Source organism: Ignavibacteriota bacterium (assembly GCA_016716225.1).
Lineage (GTDB): Bacteria > Bacteroidota > Ignavibacteria > Ignavibacteriales > Melioribacteraceae.
The window spans coordinates 215,317-235,022 of the sequence record JADJWT010000001.1 but is presented as its reverse complement, the minus strand read 5'-3'; the positions used below and the strand labels follow the sequence as shown (position 1 = coordinate 235,022).

The 19,706-nt window shown below is 29.3% G+C and carries 16 protein-coding genes; 11 read left to right on the top strand and 5 right to left on the bottom strand.

Going from position 1 to position 19,706, the window contains the following annotated elements; genetic code table 11:
* The first annotated feature begins 40 nt into the window (after positions 1 to 40).
* The 11 genes from greA (at position 41) to IPM32_00965 (ending at position 10,023) form a co-directional block, all read left to right on the top strand.
* Entirely contained in the window at positions 41 to 511 is a 471-nt protein-coding gene (greA, locus tag IPM32_01015) for a transcription elongation factor GreA (GenBank protein MBK8943825.1), read from the top strand.
* 18 nt (positions 512 to 529) lie between these two features.
* Entirely contained in the window at positions 530 to 1,900 is a 1,371-nt protein-coding gene (gene tilS / locus IPM32_01010; GenBank protein ID MBK8943824.1) for a tRNA lysidine(34) synthetase TilS, read from the top strand.
* Complete coding sequence (gene hpt, locus IPM32_01005; protein ID MBK8943823.1) at positions 1,888 to 2,451, top strand: hypoxanthine phosphoribosyltransferase; 564 nt, start codon at positions 1,888 to 1,890, stop codon at positions 2,449 to 2,451. The genes tilS and hpt overlap by 13 nt, the downstream gene beginning before the upstream one ends.
* 38 nt (positions 2,452 to 2,489) lie before the next feature.
* Positions 2,490 to 4,559, top strand: coding sequence for an ATP-dependent zinc metalloprotease FtsH (gene ftsH, locus IPM32_01000; protein ID MBK8943822.1), 2,070 nt, complete (start codon positions 2,490 to 2,492; stop codon positions 4,557 to 4,559).
* Entirely contained in the window at positions 4,546 to 5,193 is a 648-nt protein-coding gene (locus IPM32_00995) for a dolichol kinase (GenBank protein MBK8943821.1), read from the top strand. The genes ftsH and IPM32_00995 overlap by 14 nt, the downstream gene beginning before the upstream one ends.
* A gap of 63 nt (positions 5,194 to 5,256) precedes the next feature.
* On the top strand, positions 5,257 to 6,351 hold the full coding sequence (locus IPM32_00990; GenBank protein MBK8943820.1) for a DUF4837 family protein: 1,095 nt from the start codon (positions 5,257 to 5,259) through the stop codon (positions 6,349 to 6,351).
* Positions 6,352 to 6,377: 26 nt separating this feature from the next.
* Positions 6,378 to 7,112, top strand: coding sequence for a tRNA pseudouridine(38-40) synthase TruA (truA, locus tag IPM32_00985; GenBank protein MBK8943819.1), 735 nt, complete (start codon positions 6,378 to 6,380; stop codon positions 7,110 to 7,112).
* 34 nt (positions 7,113 to 7,146) lie between these two features.
* Entirely contained in the window at positions 7,147 to 7,602 is a 456-nt protein-coding gene (locus tag IPM32_00980; protein MBK8943818.1) for a DUF2231 domain-containing protein, read from the top strand.
* 11 nt (positions 7,603 to 7,613) lie between these two features.
* Positions 7,614 to 8,210, top strand: coding sequence for a hypothetical protein (locus IPM32_00975; protein ID MBK8943817.1), 597 nt, complete (start codon positions 7,614 to 7,616; stop codon positions 8,208 to 8,210).
* 10 nt (positions 8,211 to 8,220) lie between these two features.
* A complete protein-coding gene (locus tag IPM32_00970) occupies positions 8,221 to 9,000 on the top strand; it encodes an enoyl-CoA hydratase/isomerase family protein (GenBank protein ID MBK8943816.1) in 780 nt (259 codons plus the stop codon).
* Positions 9,001 to 9,021: 21 nt separating this feature from the next.
* A complete protein-coding gene (locus IPM32_00965) occupies positions 9,022 to 10,023 on the top strand; it encodes a hypothetical protein (GenBank protein MBK8943815.1) in 1,002 nt (333 codons plus the stop codon).
* Between the two features lie 55 nt (positions 10,024 to 10,078).
* Here IPM32_00965 and IPM32_00960 read toward each other — a convergent pair whose 3' ends face one another.
* From IPM32_00960 to IPM32_00940, 5 genes are all read right to left on the bottom strand, one after another.
* Positions 10,079 to 11,413, bottom strand: coding sequence for an insulinase family protein (locus IPM32_00960; protein MBK8943814.1), 1,335 nt, complete (start codon positions 11,411 to 11,413; stop codon positions 10,079 to 10,081).
* 78 nt (positions 11,414 to 11,491) lie between these two features.
* The gene (locus tag IPM32_00955; protein MBK8943813.1) at positions 11,492 to 13,048 is read right to left on the bottom strand and encodes an OmpA family protein; all 1,557 of its coding nucleotides are present in this window, start codon (positions 13,046 to 13,048) and stop codon (positions 11,492 to 11,494) included.
* A gap of 229 nt (positions 13,049 to 13,277) precedes the next feature.
* On the bottom strand, positions 13,278 to 15,263 hold the full coding sequence (locus IPM32_00950; protein ID MBK8943812.1) for an OmpA family protein: 1,986 nt from the start codon (positions 15,261 to 15,263) through the stop codon (positions 13,278 to 13,280).
* A gap of 461 nt (positions 15,264 to 15,724) precedes the next feature.
* Positions 15,725 to 16,219 carry an HAD hydrolase family protein gene (locus tag IPM32_00945; protein ID MBK8943811.1) on the bottom strand — a complete coding sequence of 165 codons (495 nt, stop codon included), beginning with the start codon at positions 16,217 to 16,219 and terminating at the stop codon, positions 15,725 to 15,727.
* A 97-nt stretch (positions 16,220 to 16,316) separates the two neighbouring features.
* Positions 16,317 to 19,619 (bottom strand): TonB-dependent receptor, encoded by a 3,303-nt coding sequence (locus IPM32_00940; GenBank protein ID MBK8943810.1) that lies wholly within the window; start codon positions 19,617 to 19,619, stop codon positions 16,317 to 16,319.
* Between the last annotated feature and the right edge of the window lie 87 nt (positions 19,620 to 19,706).

The following is a 19,706-nucleotide window of genomic DNA, read 5'->3' as shown; positions in this document are numbered from 1 at the left end:
GGCAATTTTTTTTATATAGCCATAAAAAAGGAGAACGTAATTGGCAAACTTTGTTTATTTAAGTCAAGAAAAATTACATGAATTGGAAAAAGAATTAAAAGATCTTAAAACCAATGGAAGAAAAAATATGGCTCAAAGAATTGCCGAAGCAAGATCTTACGGTGATTTATCTGAAAACGCGGAATATGATGCAGCAAAAGAAGCTCAAGGTCATTTGGAACTTAAGATCAGCAAAATGGAAGAAATGCTTGCAAAAGCAAAAGTAATTGATACATCTAGATTTAAAGAAGATGAAGTTCATATTCTTTCAACTGTTGAAGTTATAAATATGAATAACAAAAAAAATTATAAATACACTTTGGTTTCAGAGGAAGAAGCAGATTTGCAAAGTGGTAAAATTGCAATTACTTCTCCGGTTGGAAGCGCATTGATGGGAGCAAAAAAGGGTCAAATTGTTGAAGCAAAAGTTCCTGCCGGAATTATTAAATTTGAAATTTTGAAAATTGAGTAAAATAGATTTACTAAGAATTTGAAAAAGCATCAGAAAACAATTGAACAAGAAGTTATAAATTTTATTAACAGACATCAATTGCTAAGTGACGCAAAAAAGGTTTTAATTGGTTTAAGCGGCGGTGCAGATTCGGTTTTTGCACTTAACTTTTTTAATAAGTATAAAAAAAAATATAAAATTGAAATTGCCGCAGTTCATATAAATCATAATCTGCGAGGGAAAGAAGCTGATTATGATGAAAATTTTTGCAGGAATTTTTGTTCAAAATTAAATATTGAATTTTTTTCAGAAAGTATAAATGTTAAGAGTTTTGCAAAGAAGAAAAAATTATCAATTGAAGAAGCGGCAAGAATTTTACGTTACAAAAAGTTTGATGAAAATCTAAAAAAAAGTAATTCTGATTTAATTATCACTGCTCATAATTCTGATGATAATTTGGAAAGTGTTCTTTTAAATATTGTTAGCGGAACCGGAATTGAAGGTTTAAGTGGAATTACAATCAAGAAAGAAAATCTAATTCGACCATTTTTATGCATTTCAAAATCAGAAATTTTTGAATATTTAAAAAATGGAAAAATAGATTTTGTTACGGATAGTTCAAATTCAGATATAAATTTCAGAAGAAATTTTATTCGGAATGAAATAATTCCAAATTTGAAAAAAGTAAATCCTTCATTAAACGAAACTGTACTTAATTCGTCTGAAGTATTTAGAAATCAAAATAAAATTCTAAATTATTTTATTGAAAATTCTTTCTGGAAAATTATTTCAAAAAATAAAAGCGAAATTAATCTTGATTTAATTGAATTGAAAAAATATCCGAAAGAAATTCTTGGTGAAATTCTAAAGTTAGTTTTTGAGAAAAATTTAAAAATTGAATTCAACTTTAAAGATTTTCTACAATTTGAAAATCTAATAAGTTCTAAAAGTGGAACTAAACTTGAATTCAGCAAAGAATTTTTTGCAATTAGAGAAAGAAATAAAATTGTAATTCTGAAAAAGAATAAAATTTCCAAGGATTCATTTTTATTGGAATTAAACAGCAAAGTAAGAGTTTTGGGGAAAACACTGACAATTGAAAAGTTGGAAGAAATTCCCGATGAATTGAAAATTCAAAAAAATGTTGAAATAATTTCGGCAGAAAAAATTGAAGGAAATTTAGTCTTACGAAAATGGAAAGCCGGAGATAAAATTCAACTATTAGGAATGAAAGGAACAAAAAAAGTATCTGATGTTTTAACAGATTTGAAAATTCCAAACTCAGAAAAAGAAAATCAATGGGTTTTGCTTAACAATGATGAAGTTATTTATTTAGTTGGTTTAAGAATTAGTGAGAAATATAAAATAACAAATGAAACAAAAAACGCGATTAAAATATGTCTAAAATAATTGAAAACGAAAAAGGTGAAATTTGGGTTGGAACCGAAAAATTTGTAACACTTATTTCTGAAGAAAAAATTCTAAATAGAGTAAAGGAATTAGGCGAACAAATTTCAAAAGAATATCAAGGCAAATTACCTATTTTAATTGGTGTATTAAATGGTTCTTTTATCTTCTTATCAGATTTGGTAAAAAAAATTAATATTCATGTTGAAATTGATTTTTTCAAACTTTCAAGTTACGGCGATGCAAAAATTTCAACCGGAGATGTAAAATTAATTAAGGAATTAAATGCCGATATTAACGAAAGACATATAATAATTGTAGAAGATATCGTTGATACCGGACTTTCAATTCAATTTATAAAAGATATCTTGAAAAACCATAAACCAGCAAGTGTAAAAATTGCAAGTCTGCTTGTAAAACCGGAAAGTCTAAAATATAAAGCTAAAATTGATTATATTGGCTTTGAAATTCCAAATAAATTTGTTATTGGGTATGGTTTAGATTACGCACAAAAATTTAGGAATTTGAATTCTATTTACGCTTTAAGCGAATAGCGGAGAAATAAATGTATAAACCTTTTAATAAACTATTTATGGCAAACGAACAAAATAATAATCCTAAAAAAAATAAAGGATTTGGACCTCAAAAACCCGATGGAGATTTTGATTGGTCAAAAATCCTAAAATCTGTTTTTAGCTGGGGAGCCGTAATAATTGCAGCAGTAATTGTTATGCAATTCCTCAATACAAATAGAGGAGAAGCAATTGAAGTTGATTACGGTGTTTATGAATCTCTTTTAGCTCAAGATCAAATTAGCGAAATTAACGTTATAAAATCGGAAATTAATAATTATACGCTTGAGATTAAACTTAAATCAGAACAAACTGTACCAGTTGGAAAAAATTCAATTCCCACAGAAAAAATAAGCACAATTATTTATGAAAAAATTATTGAACAACATCAAGCACTTTGGAAAGAAAAAGGAATAAAATATAATTTCACTTTAGATTCTAATGAATGGTTCACGGTTTTAATCAGTTTTTTACCATGGATTTTAATGATTGGAATTTGGGTACTTATCATGCGTAGAATGCAAGGTGGAGGTACTGGCGGAACAAGAGGAATTTTTAATTTTGGAAAAAGTAGAGCTAAATTAAATTCTCAATCATCTTTGAAAGTTACGTTTAAAGATGTTGCCGGAGCTGATGAAGCAAAACAAGAATTGCAGGAAATTATTGAGTTTCTTAAAGAACCATCAAAATTTCAGAAACTTGGTGGAAAAATCCCAAGAGGAGTTTTATTATTGGGACCTCCTGGAACCGGAAAAACTTTAATGGCTCGTGCAGTTGCTGGCGAAGCCGGAGTTCCATTTTTTTCAATCAGCGGTGCAGATTTTGTGGAAATGTTTGTTGGAGTTGGTGCTAGCAGAGTTAGAGATCTTTTTGATCAAGGAAAGAAAAATGCACCATGTATAATTTTTATTGATGAAATTGATGCAGTTGGTCGTCACCGCGGTGCTGGTTTAGGCGGCGGACATGACGAACGTGAACAAACTTTAAATGCTTTACTTGTTGAAATGGATGGTTTTGAACAAAACAACGGTGTAATTATTATTGCAGCAACAAATAGACCTGATGTTTTAGATCCCGCTTTATTACGTCCCGGAAGATTTGATAGACAAGTTGTTGTAGATAGACCGGATGTAAATGGTCGTGAGGGAATTTTAAAAGTTCATACAAGAAAAATTCCATTGGCACCGGAAGTTGATTTAAAAGTTTTAGCAAAAGGTACACCGGGATTAGCCGGAGCTGAACTTGCAAATCTTGTAAATGAAGCCGCTTTACTTGCTGCTCGTCAAAATAAAAATACTGTAAATATGGATGATTTTGAAGATGCAAAAGATAAAGTTATGATGGGAATGGAACGCAAAAGTATGATAATTTCCGAAAAGGAAAAACGCACAACTGCTTATCATGAAATTGGTCACGTTTTAGTTGCATTAAAAATTCCGGAATCAGATCCCGTGCACAAAGTTACAATTATTCCAAGAGGAAGAGCGCTCGGTGTTACAACTTATCTTCCAGTTGATGAAAAACATACTTATTCGAAAGATTATCTAGAAGCTATGATTGCTTATGCCTTAGGCGGACGCGCAGCGGAAAAAATTGTATTCAATTCTTTTACAACCGGTGCAGGAAATGATATTGAAAAAGCTACAAATATTGCACGCAAAATGGTTTGCGAATGGGGTATGAGTGAAAAACTTGGACCTTTAGCTTACGGAAAAAATGAAGAAGAACTATTTCTGGGTAGAGAAGTTACAAAACATCAAGATTATAGTGAAAAAACAGCGCAAGATATTGATGAAGAAGTTAGAGCAATTGTAACTAGGGGAATGGAAAGAGCTGAAAAAATATTGACAGAGAATATTGATGAACTTCATAGATTATCAGAAGAATTGTTGGAGCGAGAAATTTTAGATGCCGAAGAAATTGATAAAATCCTAAAGGGTGAAAATTTACCACCAGCTAGAAAAAATGGAAATGATGAACCTTCCAACAAGAAAGAAGAAATTCCGGATCATGTAAAAAAATTGATGGATGAAAAAGTTAACCGTTCTCCTGCCGAATCAAATCCTACAAAGGAAAATGACCTCATTTGATAATGGTTCAATAAATTTTAAAGGTGAATTGCTCAGAAAGAGTATTCACCTTTGTTCATTATCTATTCCAATTATTTATAATTTTATATCCAAATCTGATGCATTAAAAATCTTAATTCCAATTACTGTTATTTCGGTATTAATTGATTTCAGCAGATATTATATTCCTTCTCTTAATAAATTTGTTCAGAATATTTTCGGATTTATAATGCGTGAACATGAAAATGATATGAAGAAGAAAAATTTAAATGGAGCTTCATATGTTTTCATTGCTGCAACAATTACTATGTGGATTTTCCCCAAAATTATTTTTATTACTGCATTTTCTATGCTGATAATTTGCGATATTGCTGCCGCATTAATTGGAAGAAAATTTGGCAAACATAAATTCCTTTCAAAAAGTTTTGAAGGAACTTTTGCATTTTTTGTATTTGGAATAATTGTAGTTTTGCTTACGCCAAAAGTTGAAGGAATTTTTTTGGAATTTTTTATAGGAATTATTGGCGGTGCTGTTGGGGCAATAGTTGAAAATATTTCTTACGGCTGGGCTGATGATAATTTAACAATTCCAATTTCTATTGGTTTAACAATGTGGGGATTGTATTTTCTTTTATTACCGAAGTTTATTTTATAATTAACAAGGAACCATATAAACGCTTTAATGTTTAAAAAGAACTTAAAAACAAAATTTAATTATATGAAAACAAAATCTACTTTTTTAGTAATCTCAATTTTATTCTCACTATTTGTTTTGCAAGCATGCGATACCAAGAAACAAGCAAAAGGTGAAGAAGATGAAATTTTTATTGTTGCAGATTCCATTGAATTTAAGGAAGTTGAAGACGAACTGAAGCAGACATTCGGTAAGGTAATTTACACTCCGCAGCCCGAAGAACTTTTCGAAATTAAACGTAGACGTTTCTCAGATCTTGAAAAATTAAAATTGCAAAAGAATATTATTATTCTTGCAGCTCTTGACACTGATTTGCCAACATCACAATATTTGCATTCAATAATTGATGAAAAAGTAAAGAAAATGATTAATTCCGATTCAGTTTTTGTAATTAATAAATATGATTTGTGGGCAAATAATCAGCTCGTAATGATCTTAACTTCTTCATCTATTGAAAAGCTGAAATCGCAAATATTAAGTAAAAAAGATGATTTACTCTATTACTTTAGAGATGCTTCAAATAAAAGAATGGCTCTCGGGCTTTACAATAAACATTTTGAACAAAAAAATATTGAAGCAAATTTATTATCAAAATATGGTTGGATGATTTATGTTCAAGCAGATTATCAATTGGCAATGGAAGCTCCGGATGATAATTTTGTTTGGCTTAGAAGAGGTGTAAATACAGACATGGAAAGATGGATTTTCATTCATTGGATTGAAAACGCTTCACCAGAATTTCTGCAAAAAGATTCTATTACATCAAAAAGAAATTTTCTGACTGAAAAATTTTATAGAACAACAGATGATTCATCTTATGTTCAATTATATGATGATTATAGAATGGAAACCGAAATAAATTTTAACGGAAAATATTCATTAATGACACAAGGATTATGGAGGTTTAATGATCTAAGCGGCGGTGGTCCCTTTGTAAATTATACACTTTATGATGAAAAATCACGAAGAATTTATATGTTAGATGCTTCTGTATTTGCTCCAAAATATTTTAAGAAAAGTATAATTCAAGAAGTTGATGTTTTACTTCATAGCTTTAAAACAGATTATCAAATTGATCCCGAAGTTAAAAAAGATATTTTAGAACATTTGAATAAGTAATTTCACTGAATTGAAATTTAAATAGAATGCCTAATTATAAAATTACCGTCAAATATGATGGTACAAGTTTTTATGGCTGGCAATCTCAACCGGAAGGTAATACAATTCAAGATGAAATTACAAATGCAATTCAGCAAATTTCTCAAGAAAAAATTACTTTAATTGGTTCTGGCAGAACGGATGCCGGGGTTCATGCAATTGGACAAGTCGCAAATTTTCATCTTTCAAAAGAAATTTTAATTTACAAATTTCAACATTCGCTAAATTGCATTTTGCCAAAATCAATTTCTATTTCAAACATGGAAATTTGTAATGAAAATTTTAACGCAAGATTTGACGCAAAAAAAAGAACTTATTCTTATTTAATATCCAAAAATAAAAATCCGTTTTATGAAAATTTTGCATACAATTATCATCAAATAAGAAATATAAATTTTGATGATTTAAAAATTCTATCAAGAAAAATTATTGGTGAATATGATTTTACATCTTTTTGTAAAGTAAATACTGAAACTGAAAATAAAATTTGTAATGTTCAAAATTGTAATTGGAGGGAAACAAAAGATTTCCTAATATTTAAAATTTCTGCAAACAGATTTCTTCACGGAATGGTTAGAACAATTGTAGGAACTTTACTTTCCGTAGCATATAATAAAAATGATGAAAATTATATTGAGGAAATTCTTAAATCAAAAAATAGAACATTAGCTGGAGAAGCGGTTCCGGCAAAGGGTTTATATTTGCACAAAGTTGAATATTAACAAATTAGACAATTTCTTATTCGAAAGATATCTTATGGAATTTTTAGCTGATAAACATCCTTTAGTAATTCATTTTCCAATTGCGTTTTTAATATTTTATACTTTTATGGAAATTTTATCTCAATTTTTAAAGAATGATTTATCGAAAAAAATAACATATTTATTTTTATTGTTTGGAGTTTGGGGCGGAATTGCAGCGGTTTTAACCGGGAATATGGAGTTTCAATTAATTACTCAAAACAAAACTATTTCGGAAAATATTATTTATGAAATTTCTGAACATGAATTTTATGCAACTTTAACAATGTGGTTTTTTTTCATTCTACTAATTGTTAAAACTTACCTAATTTTGAAAAAGAAAAATCAATCTAAATTCAGCTTTTTATTTATTATTTTTGCAGTGATTGGTTTTTATCTGATATATAATACATCAAAAATTGGCGGCAGACTTGTTTACGAATTTGGCATTGGTACAAATTTGATAAACTAAATTTTAACAAAATGAAATTATTAAAAAATTTAATTTTACTTTTTATTATTTCTTGCAATTTACTTTTTGCACAAATTGAAAATTACAAAGAAGCAAAAGGTGCTTTTTTTACACTTGGAGTTGGACCAAGATTTCCTATGGGAGAATTTAGCACAAGAAGTAATATTGGTCCGGGTTTTAATGCTACAATATCATACACAGACATAAATTTTCTTCCGGTATTTCTTTATGGAAAATTTGGTTATCAATCACATTCCGGGAATTATAAATTTTATCAAAATACAGATCATTCAACTTTAAGCTCAAGTTTATTTGGTGCCGATTTTGGTGCAAAATATTTTTTTGCGCCAATCGTTGATGATATGATTTTACTTATGCCGTTTGCTGAAGCTGGATTCACTTATGCTTATATAAATGAATTTCATCAATATAAAATTGATTTAGGAAAACCAAATGTATTAGAGAATATTTCAAAATTTGGATTTCATGCAGGCGGCGGGTTGTCATTTTTTCTAATGGATGTTTTTGCAAGTTATACTTATTTGCATGAATATCAATTTTTTTCACTTGATTTAAGAATTACAATTCCGGTTGCAGCAACTTTATAAGGATAAGAAAATGGAATTTAGAAATTTAATTGTTAATGCTGAAGATGATATTGTAATTATTCAAATAAATCGTCCGGAAAAATTAAATGCATTAAATAGTGAGTTATTGGAAGAATTAGATTTATTATTTTCGGAAATAAAAAATAATAATTCAAAAGTAATAATTATAACCGGAACCGGAGATAAATCTTTTGTTGCCGGCGCAGATATTAAGGAATTACAAAATTGCAATGAAGAAACCGGAAAACAATTTTCGTTAAAAGGGCAAAAAGTTTTCAATAAAATAGAAAATTGCGGAAAGCCCGTAATTGCTGCAATAAATGGATTTACATTAGGCGGCGGCTGTGAGCTTGCGTTAGCTTGTCATATTAGAATTTCAAGCAGTCGGGCAAAATTTGGTCAACCGGAAGTTAATTTAGGAATAATTCCGGGTTACGGCGGAACCCAAAGATTTACTAGGTTAGTTAATACTGGCGTTGCTGCAGAATATATTTTAACCGGAGATTTATTTGATGCTGAAGAAGCATTAAGAATTGGTTTAATAAATAAAATTACAGCTCCTGAAGATTTATTAACCGAAGCTAAAATTATTGCAAAAAAAATTGCAAGTAAAAGTCAACCAATAATAAATGCTGCACTTAATTCAATTCTCGCGACAAATAATACAAATCTACAAGAAGGATTAATTTTTGAAGCTGAGCAATTTTCTAAATGCTGCGGAACAAAAGATTTCAAAGAAGGAACTACTGCATTTTTAGAAAAGCGTGCACCAAACTTTATTAACGAATAATATAAATTTTTCCAAAGAAAGATGTTTAACAAAAGAAAATTAATTTACATACTTACTGCTATTGTTGCAATTCTGCTTTTATTAAATGTCGTATTGGGATTTCTACATATAAGTCTACCAAATAATCAATCTGCATATTTAAGTAAAAAAGTAATTGATGAAAAATTTTTAAAAGTTTTATCAGATTATGGAATTGATGAAAATTGGATTAAGAAAGGAAAAATTCAAAAAGGGAAAAGTGATTCACTTAAAAATAGTCTAATAATTAATTTGCCAAATGATGTTCCAATTGCACAAATTATTAAAGATATTAATATTGAATTTTCTAAAAAACCAGTGATTATTAGTTCTTCGGAAGAAAAAATTAATGGATTAACAAATTTAATTATAGAATCCGGAAACTCTATAAAATTAATCGCAGACTTTAAACATGATGAAAATATAATTAGAGAGTTTTCAAACATTTCATTTTTACTTTATCAAGTTGAAGATTTGGACGAAAATGAATTGAGTGAATTAATAAAAAATCCATTGCATTTTGGAACAGTTCTTCCGCTTGAAAGCAATTCAACATCCATTGCAGAAATTCTTAAAGAAGGGAAAAAAGAGTATTTTATTGAGCTTGATGATAATTCGGACGAAATTGATTTTGAACTTTCTGATGATATGAAATTAGATGAATTAAAAAGTAATTCCAAAAAAATTATTGCATCTTTTAATTCGCCTCACATATTTTTTATTGATGAAAATAAAAGTGAACTTGCAAAATCAATTCAAAATTATTTAGCAGAAAAATTTAAAGAACGTAATCGAAGAATTTTGTTATCAAATAAATTTACGTATATAAAAGGTGAAAATGAAAGTGATATAAATTCACTTTTAAGATTCCACATTTCTAAATTGAAATCCGGTGAGGCAAAAGTTTTTAGAATAAATGTTGAAGATTGGCATTTAATACAAGATGAGCTTACAAATATTCAGAAAAGGGGAAACAAAATTGTAAATCCTTCTTGGCTTCTATAAATTTCCAATTCTTTACTTCTTTAGAAAACTCCCATCTACTTGTTGCTTATTGCAATTAATATTTTTCAATCTCAAATTCATCAAATTGTGCAATCTGTTCTTCAATCAATTTTAGATTTCCAACAACAACAATTAATAGCTTATCAAAATCAATATTTTCCTTGGCAGCTTTCAAAACATCATTTAATTCTACTTCGCTTAATTTTCGAATATAAGTATCAAAATAATTTTGCGGCAAATTATATAGCGGAAGCAACGATATGTTTGATGCAATTTGGGAATAAGTTTCAAACATTGAAGGAAATCTTCGCACTAAATAAGATTTAGCAAAATCAATTTCATGTTGATGAATTATATTTTTTATTTCATTTAGTTCGAATAGAATTTCTTTTATTGAATCTCCAGTATTTTCTGATTTGACTGAAGTTGAAACGGAAAAAGTGCTTCCTAATGAATTGTAATTATAATTTGAATTTGCGCCGTAAGTAAAACCTTTTGCTTCACGTAAATTTAAATTTATTCTGCTTGAAAATTGTCCGCCCAAAATTGAATTTAAAAGTGATCTCGAATAAAAATCATCAGAGTTTCTTCCTTTAGAAAAATGACCAATTCGTAATTCGCTTTGAACAGCTTCCGGTTTATTAATTGCAATTATTTTTTTATCAAAAATAATTTTTTCAAAATTGTGATTTACTCTATTTTGATTTTTCCATCCTTCAAAATATTTATTCAAAAGATTTGCAACATTACTTTTTTCAATATTTCCAACTATTACAAAGAAAGAGCCGATTGGCAAATAAGTTTCCGAATGAAAATTCTTTATATCTGAATTTGTAATTGATTCAATTGAAGAATTAATTCCGCTTGAAGGAAATTGATAATTTGTATTTTTAAAAATTTTCTTATTAAAAATATTTGATGCAACATAAGATGGATCATCTTCAAGCTGAATATTTTTTGTAACCAATTTTAATTTTTGTCTTTCAAAATCATCATCGTTAAAATTAGGATGTAAAATTATCTTAGATAAAATCTCTAAAGAATTTTCAAACTTTTCTTTTAAACATAAAAGTGAAATTGTTGTAAACTCTTTGTTGGAATTTATATTTAAAATTGATCCCATTAATTCAAGCTTATCTGAAATTTCAAATCCAGATAGATTATCTGCGCCTTCATCAAGAAGCATAGATGTTAAAAATGATAATCCTTCTTTGCCGTTTGGATTATAAATACTTCCGCACGGAATAATTAAATTCAATTGAATTATGGGTAGATTATCTTTTTTATTAAAATAAACTTGAGCAGAATTTTCTAAAAAGAATTTTTCAATATTTGGAGTTGTAAATTGTATTTTGCCGGTTGGTATTGGTTTTATTGATCGATCTAACATAATTTCCGTAATTTTTATTTAAAAAAAATCCCTATTCTGAAAATCAAAATAGGGATTTAAAAACTAATAAAGAAAAATTTATTTAATTATTTGGAATTCAATTCTTCTGTTTTGGGCTTTTCCTTCTTTGGTTGAATTATCAGCAATTGGTTGTGATTCACCAAATCCCGCAGTTGTAAGTCTATGAACAGAAATTCCTTTTTGCACTAAATAATTCTTAACCGAAAGTGCTCTTTTTTCGGATAGAAATTGGTTACTATATTCATCACCATCGTTATCTGTATGACCTTGAATTTCAACGTCTATATCCGACATTTTAGTTAAGACATATTTTACTTGATCGAGAATTGATTTAGAATGTTTAGTAATAATATCGCTATTAACTTCAAATTGAATATTTGAAAATGATAATTTTTCACCATTATTAAAAGTTTGTGTTATCTGTTTTACGTTTGGAGTATTAATAAATCCTAAATCCTTTTTTATATTTTTCTGATTTGAAGGTTGAGTATTAAATTCTTCAGTGTTAATAATTTTTACTTCAATTCTTCTGTTAAATGCTCTACCCTCGGGAGTATCATTTTCAGCAATTGGAATTCTTTCTCCAAAGCCAATAGTTTTTAATCTATTTGGATTAATATTATTTGCTACCAAATAATTTTTTACTGCATTAGCACGTCTTTGTGAAAGTCCAATATTGTAAAGATCAGTTCCGATATTATCTGTGTGTCCATGAATTTCAATTTCCATTGTTGGATGATTTTGTAAAACAGTTAACAAATGTTTAAGAATTGGATAAGATTCTGGTAAAAAAGTAGCTTTATCAAATTCAAAATTTACACCGAACAAATTAATTTTTTCAATTTGCTGAATTTCCGTTTTAATAATTTCTTTTGGTTCTGCTTCAAAATTATTAGTAATATAAGTATTTTGTTCAACAACACGACTTGGTATTTCACTAAGCCCAGACGGTTTTTCACAAATTTTAGATTTTTCTCCCGTTTCAAAATACCACAAAACGCCAACGTTAAAAGTCATGTAAGAATCACCGTTAGTTCCAAATAATCCTTTTAATTCGTTTCGCTCTTTATTGCCTTCTAAATAATTATGAGAAGAAGTTATATAATTTATTTCCGGAAATAATTTCCAATATTCCTTTAAATAAATTTCGAGCCCAACACCTAAATCATATTGATATCTAAAATGAAATTTATCAATAGTTTTGGATGGAGCACCGGAAGGTCTGAAAACTTGAAATCCAAATCCGGTTAAAATATAAGGTGAAATAAATGAACATGGAAAAATGTTATAAGTAAAATCAATACTTCCGGTAATTAAATTTGTCTTAACAATTTTATGATCTAAATTTTGATAATATGAAGATTCCATATGCATAAATGCTGGTCTAAACCTTGCTGATAGATTTTCGTTAAATTTTCTATTTAATTCAAGATAGAAACCAAAATTTTCATCTTCAGAAATCATTGGAGTAGTTATTCCCATAAATCTTGGATATATACCGCCAAATCCAATTCCCCATGAATCTTCCCAAACATGCTGTTGTGCAAAGCATTTGCTTGAAAAAAATAATATCATGAAAAGTATTTTTAATTTTATGATAGTTTTCATTTTCATAATTTTTATCAATTATAAAATTTTTATTGTACTAATTTTTGTATGAACTTCAAGAATATAAATAATTTTAACAATTAAAGTGTAAAATTAATACAATTGTAGTGATCCAAATCACTTTTGAGAAATTTTCTTAAATTTTGTGATGTTGGTTTAGATCAGGAAAGTTAAAAAATTTAAAAAAATCCCTATTCTGTTTAGCAAAATAGGGATTCGTAAGTAATTTAAAATTCTACTTTATAATTTCGAATTCAATTCTTCTATTTTGAGCTTTACCTTCTTTGGTTGAATTATCAGATATTGGTTTAGTTTCACCAAATCCTTTTGTAGTAAGTCTATCTGCACTTATTCCTTTTTGTACTAAATAATTTTTCACAGCAATTGCCCGCTTTTCCGAAAGAATTTGATTATAATTTTCCGATCCGTCACTATCTGTATGACCTTGGATTTCTACATTCACATCAGACATTTTAGATAAAACATTTGCGGCATTATCCAAAATGTTTAAAGATGATTTTGTAATTATATCACTGTTTGTTCGAAAATGAATATTTGTGAATACTAATTTTTCTCCGCTTGCAATAATTTGTGCAATTTCTTTCTCTTCTTTTGTTGTAAATTGATCAGCAACAGCATCAGTTTTTACCGGTTTTGCAGTTTGAACTTTTATATTGCTGGAATTTTTAATATTAAATTCAATTCTTCTGTTTACTGCTCTGCCGTATGAGGTTCCGTTATCTTCAATTGGTTTAGTTTCGCCGTAACCGATTGTGGTTAATCTTGATTCGTTAATTCCTTTTTTAACGAGGAAATTTTTAACAGATTTTGCTCTTTTATCCGACAGAAATTCATTGTACATATTATTTCCTAAACTGTCTGTATGTCCTTGAATTTCTACATTTGCATCCGGATATTTTTGCAGAACATTTGCAACATTTGTTAAAGTGTTTTCTGATTCTGGAGTTAATTGGTCACTATCAAATTTGAAGAATACTCCTTCAATTATAACTTGTTCGTTGTTCAGAACAGCTTTTTCAAATTCACTTTCGTTCTGTTGAATTCCACCTTCTTCTGGTTTGGGACATTTACTACTAATTCCATCGTATATGCTAAATTCAATTCTTCTATTTATTGCTCTGCCAATTTCTGTATCATTATCAGCAACGGGCTTACGTTCGCCGCAACCGGCAGTATATAATCTATCTGCTACAACTCCACGAGTAACTAAATAATTTTTTACGCTGTTAGCTCTTCTTTCGGAAAGATCCAAATTATATTCATCTGATCCGATATTATCTGTATGTCCTAGAATTTCAATTTTTTCATCCGGAAATCTATTTAATGTATTTGCAACATTATTCAGAATTGCTTTTGATTCCTCTGTAAGCTCGTCTTTATCAAATTTGAATTTTACATTTTCCAATACAAATGATTCGCGTTTGGTTACAGCTTTTTCAATTACTTTATCAATATAAACAGTATCTACAACTATTTTTTCTACGGGAACTTCTCTAATTACTTCTCTAATACTAAACGGTTCGCAAATTCTAGATCTTTCGCCTCGGTCAAAATACCAAACTGCTCCAAGTTTTAAATTCATATAGGAATCGCCGTTACTATATAGCATTCCTTTAACTTCATTAATATGATCATTTCCATCTATTTTATTATTTGATGCTGTGATATAATCAAATTCTGCTTTTATACTTAAATCATCAAAAAATTTAAACTCAGCACCTAAGCCCAATAAAGCTTGGTATCCAATCCAAGCATCATTTATTGGTTTTCTTATCTCACCCAAATAAGGGTTTGTTGATTTGAAATAAGTCATTCCGTAACCAAGCAGCACATAAGGGGATATTATTTCGCAAGGAAGAAGTGAATACAATGCTTCTAAATTTATTGCACCCATATTAACGTAATTATCAATTTCACCACCAAAATTTCCATAGTAAAATGAATGTAACAAAACATAAGAAGGAGTTAATCGAAAGCCAAAATGTTCCGTTAGATTATAACCTAAAGTTAAATAAGCTCCAAAATTTTTGTGAGATGCAATTGATTTGTCACTGATTGTCATATAACGTGGATAACTTAAACCACCGCCCAAATACCAACTTGTTTTATATACACGTATACTATCACTGTCATCGTCAATAACCGTCTGAGCAAAAAATAAATTTGAAATAAATAAACAAAACAACAATATTTTTTTCATTTTTTGTACCTCTTGAATTAATTACAATTTAAGTAATTATTGCTTAAAAAAAATTAATAAATATTTTTTTCTTAATCCATATAAAATAATAAAATACATTTATTTACTTAATATTTTTTTTAACTAAAAATTGTAAATTGTTTGTATTTATAAAGTTATCTTTTGTGAAAGAAATTGGAAATAATATTACTTTATAAATGAGATTTCTAAATCCGTTTATTAAAGGATTTAAAATATCATTCCCGTGAATAAGAAAGTCTCTTGAATTCTTACTGGATTCCCACACATGCCTGCCGCAGGCAAGTTTGGGGGAATGTAAGCACAATTAAATTAACTTTTCACCAATTATTAAATTGAATTGACGTTGGAAAATTATTTTTTAAGATAAGATTTGTTTGTAATTGAGATAAAAGCGATTCAAACCAAAATTATGCACTAATTGAATTAATGAATTTATTTTTCTAAATATTTTTTATAATCAAATCAGCAAATTCTCTAAAAACTCCATCACCACCTTTACGAGTAAGTACCAAATCAACTAAATTTTTTACTTCATCAACTGCATCTACAGGACAAGCGGAAAATCCTACTTCCCTAATAATTCCCAAATCATTTACATCATCACCAATAAATGCAACATTTTCCGGCGATATATTTTCAATTTCACAAATTTCTTTCATTTTATTTTCTTTATCCCAAATGCCAAGAAATAAATAATCAACTTTAATTCTTTCTCCTCTTATTTTTATTAATTCTGAAGTATCGGTTGTAATAATTGCACATTTAATTCCTTGTTCTTTTAGTAAACGCGTTCCCATTCCATCTTTTACATTAAATTTTTTCATCACCATTCCTTCGGAAGTATAATATAATCCGCCATCGGTTAAAACTCCATCAACATCGGTTATTACTAGTTTTATTTTGTATACTTTTCTTAAAAATTGGGAATTACTCATATTTGATAATTTGTAAGTTGATAAATAAATTATAATTGAAATATAATAAAAAAGGCTGCATTAGCTGCAGCCTTTATGAAATCTATATTTTTAGATTTTAATTAAATGTATATCTTACAGATAATTGAATTCTAAATACATCATCAATTGAAGCAGTTGGCTGGAAAGTTTCAGTTATTAATTTTCCACCGGTTCTTGCTAATTGATATTGAGTTTCACCTTCTGCATTTGCTTGTTGATTTCTAATAACAACTAAAGGTTGTGTAGTTGTAAATCTTTGATTTACTCCCCAATCCGGATTTAATAAATTTCCAAAGTTTAAGAAGTCAACTCTAAATTGCAATGAATTACGAGCACCTAATAAATCCATGAAAACTTCTTGGGTAACGCTTAAGTCAGCTCTGAATACCATTGGTAAATATGCACCACCTCTTTCAGCAAATTCGCCTCTGTGTTCACTTAGGTAATCGTCTTGTTCTATGTAAGCATCCCAAGCATCTGCTTGTTGATCAGCTGTAAATAAAACATTGTTACTATTATCAGTAATGTTAACAAAATTCATTTCTGATTTATCATTTGGAATATAAATAAGGTCATTGCTTGTTCCGCCGTCACCATTTATATCACCGCTGAATACATAGCTTGCGTTACCGGGTGTATAGCCATCCCAGAATAATGAGAAAGTTGTTGCGCCAAAATCGAAATATTCTAATCTATATGCAGCCGCTGCAAAAACTCTGTGCCCAGGAGAATATGTTGAAAAAGCAATTCCTGGATTATTTGGGTCACCGCTATGTTGATTATTATTCCAAGAACCAAAAGCAATTGATCCCGCATCAACAGTATTTTCTGCATAACCATAATTATATGCAACTTTTGCAAACCAATTATCACTAAATGGTTTTTCTAGAGTAGCAGATAAGTTTAATGAAGAACCTTCATCTTGGTTTTTCAAAACAATTGCACTTGAAATATTACTGTTAATTCTATTTCCGGAAGTCCATCTTGCTCTGTTATCAACACCGCTAAATGCAGTATTTGGATCAGCTAAGTTTGCATTGATATAATAAACTCCATTTACATCTCTACCATAAATAGCTTCAGCAGTACCGATTAAACCGAATGGTAATTTTTGATCAACAGCTAAATTACTTCTCCAAATTTGAGGAAATTTAAAGTCAGGATCAGTAAATGCTAGTTCATAGCTTGATGCTGGATCTCCGGTAACTGAAGTTGGTTTATAATGATCTGGATCTGGATTAAATGGTCTAGCGGTTGTATTATCTTGTTGTTCAAATCCAGTTAATACTCCATTGTTCCCAATTTGATTTGAAATCCAAACATAAGCTGGTCTTCCAGTAAATATTCCAGTACCGCCTCTTAATTGAGTAGTTCTATCGCCATTAACATCCCAGTTAAAACCAACTCTTGGTGAAAATAATGGATTTGCATCAGGTAATTTACTTGTTGAATATTTTACAGTATTTCCTTCTTCATCTTGGAAATTTAAACCATCAACTTGAGAATTCTCAAATCCGGTATTTCCAAAGAATGGAACATCAACTCTTAATCCTAAAGTTAATTTGAAATCTTTGTTCAAGTGCCAATCATCTTGTCCATAAATTCCAGCATATGTAACTTCAAGAGGTTGAACTGGTTTATCCAAGTCAGGTATATTTGACCATCTTACTTGGAATCTTCTAACTGTAGTAGGTGAAGCTGTTCCATTTAAGTAAGCATTTGCATCAGCGTAAAAATCATCTAAAGAATTATATACGTAAACGCTTTGAGATCCTGGGAAGAATATATTTTCTGATTCATAATATTCTAAACTAGCACCGAATGTGAAATTATGATCTTTTCCATAAATTGAAAAATTATTTTGCAATTGAAAACTTTTATATCTTAATTCATTATTTGGTGTAAATGGTTCAAAACCAAAAGAAATATAGTTTGTACCATCTTTTAATATATCAACCATCGGGAATAATTTATCACTTTTATAACCGCGGCTTTCATCTTGATATGTATAACCGGCAATTAAATTATTTGACATATTATCGCCAATTCTTGCATTCCATTCACCAACTATAGAACGGATATTTTCTAAAATACTATAATTTGAATTCGCATAATTCATTGAATTAGAATTTGTTCTTCTATTTCCAAATCCTAATGAAGAAGAGTTTGACATAAGTACATCAGTTTCAGAATCAAGATGTGTATATCTTAAGCTGAATTTATTATTGTCATCTAAGTTATAATCCAATTTAGCAATAAATCTGGTTGCTGGAGTTTCAAAATCATATCCTTGATAAGGTCCGGTTTCATAATCAAAATTTTGTTTTAGATATGCACTTAAGGTATTTAAATCAGAAGCTAAAACTCTTGTAGTATTTCCAACAACTTCTTGACCACCAGCATTTGCTTCAAAAGTTGTTGCAGGATTTGTAAGAGCCTCATTTTCAAAATTCATGAAAAAGAACAATTTATTCTTAATTATCGGTCCGCCTAAACTTAAACCAACTTGGCTGTAATTAAAAGTTCCTGGATTGAAATCCAAATCGCCAGCTTTTGTTCCAACTAAACCATCATCTCTAAATTTATAATAAGCAGTTCCGGAAAAATCGTTGGTTCCACTTCTTGTTACAGTGTTAACACCAGCACCTACGAAATTACCTTGACGAACATCATAAGGAGCAATATTAATTTGCAATTGTTCAATTGCATCCATAGAAATTGGAGCAACACCGGTCCTATCACCAGGTTGACCAGCTAATCCAAATGAATTATTGAAATATGAACCGTCTACAGAAATATTGTTATATCTGTTATCTTGACCGGCAAATGAAAAACCTTGAGCACTGCTTCCATCAGGAACACCAGCTCTACTGAATTGAGGAGTTAAACGAGCAAAGTCACCAATTCTTCCAGTAATTGTTGGTAAAGTTTTAATAGCTTCTTTGTTTATTGCAGTAGCAGCACCTGTTCTTTCAGAACTAAATATTGCATCTCTTTCACCAGCAACAACAACTTCGCCTAATTCAATATTTGCATCAACCATATTAAAATTAACATCAGAAGAAACACCAAGGTTTAGATATACGTTATCTCTTACTTGTTCTTTGAATCCAACATAAGATGCTGTAACTTTGTAAGGACCACCAACTCTCATACCGGCTACAAAAAATCTTCCATCTAATCGGGTTGAAGCACCGTAAGTTGTTCCAGATGGAGTATGAACTGCAATAACGTTTGCACCCGGCAATGGATTTCCGTCACCGTCTGTTACAATTCCATTAATTGATGAAGTTGTAACACCTTGTGCAAATAAACTGCCAAAACTTATTACAAAAAGTAATAACATTAGGGCAGATTTAAAGTAATTAGTTTGGGGCATAAAGGTCTCCTATTTTGTTATGTAAATTCAGTTTTAATTTACGTTTTTCTAAGATTTTTGTACTCAAATATTTGTAAAATACTTCGG

Excerpts from the sequence above, each read along its gene's own strand:
- hpt (MBK8943823.1), top strand. The coding sequence starts at position 1,888 with ATGTCTAAAATAATTGAAAACGAAAAAGGTGAAATTTGGGTTGGAACC.
- ftsH (MBK8943822.1), top strand. The coding sequence starts at position 2,490 with ATGGCAAACGAACAAAATAATAATCCTAAAAAAAATAAAGGATTTGGA.
- IPM32_00995 (MBK8943821.1), top strand. The coding sequence starts at position 4,546 with ATGACCTCATTTGATAATGGTTCAATAAATTTTAAAGGTGAATTGCTC.
- IPM32_00990 (MBK8943820.1), top strand. The coding sequence starts at position 5,257 with ATGAAAACAAAATCTACTTTTTTAGTAATCTCAATTTTATTCTCACTA.
- truA (MBK8943819.1), top strand. The coding sequence starts at position 6,378 with ATGCCTAATTATAAAATTACCGTCAAATATGATGGTACAAGTTTTTAT.
- IPM32_00980 (MBK8943818.1), top strand. The coding sequence starts at position 7,147 with ATGGAATTTTTAGCTGATAAACATCCTTTAGTAATTCATTTTCCAATT.
- IPM32_00975 (MBK8943817.1), top strand. The coding sequence starts at position 7,614 with ATGAAATTATTAAAAAATTTAATTTTACTTTTTATTATTTCTTGCAAT.
- IPM32_00970 (MBK8943816.1), top strand. The coding sequence starts at position 8,221 with ATGGAATTTAGAAATTTAATTGTTAATGCTGAAGATGATATTGTAATT.
- IPM32_00965 (MBK8943815.1), top strand. The coding sequence starts at position 9,022 with ATGTTTAACAAAAGAAAATTAATTTACATACTTACTGCTATTGTTGCA.
- IPM32_00960 (MBK8943814.1), bottom strand. The coding sequence starts at position 11,413 with ATGTTAGATCGATCAATAAAACCAATACCAACCGGCAAAATACAATTT.
- IPM32_00955 (MBK8943813.1), bottom strand. The coding sequence starts at position 13,048 with ATGAAAATGAAAACTATCATAAAATTAAAAATACTTTTCATGATATTA.
- IPM32_00950 (MBK8943812.1), bottom strand. The coding sequence starts at position 15,263 with ATGAAAAAAATATTGTTGTTTTGTTTATTTATTTCAAATTTATTTTTT.
- IPM32_00945 (MBK8943811.1), bottom strand. The coding sequence starts at position 16,219 with ATGAGTAATTCCCAATTTTTAAGAAAAGTATACAAAATAAAACTAGTA.
- IPM32_00940 (MBK8943810.1), bottom strand. The coding sequence starts at position 19,619 with ATGCCCCAAACTAATTACTTTAAATCTGCCCTAATGTTATTACTTTTT.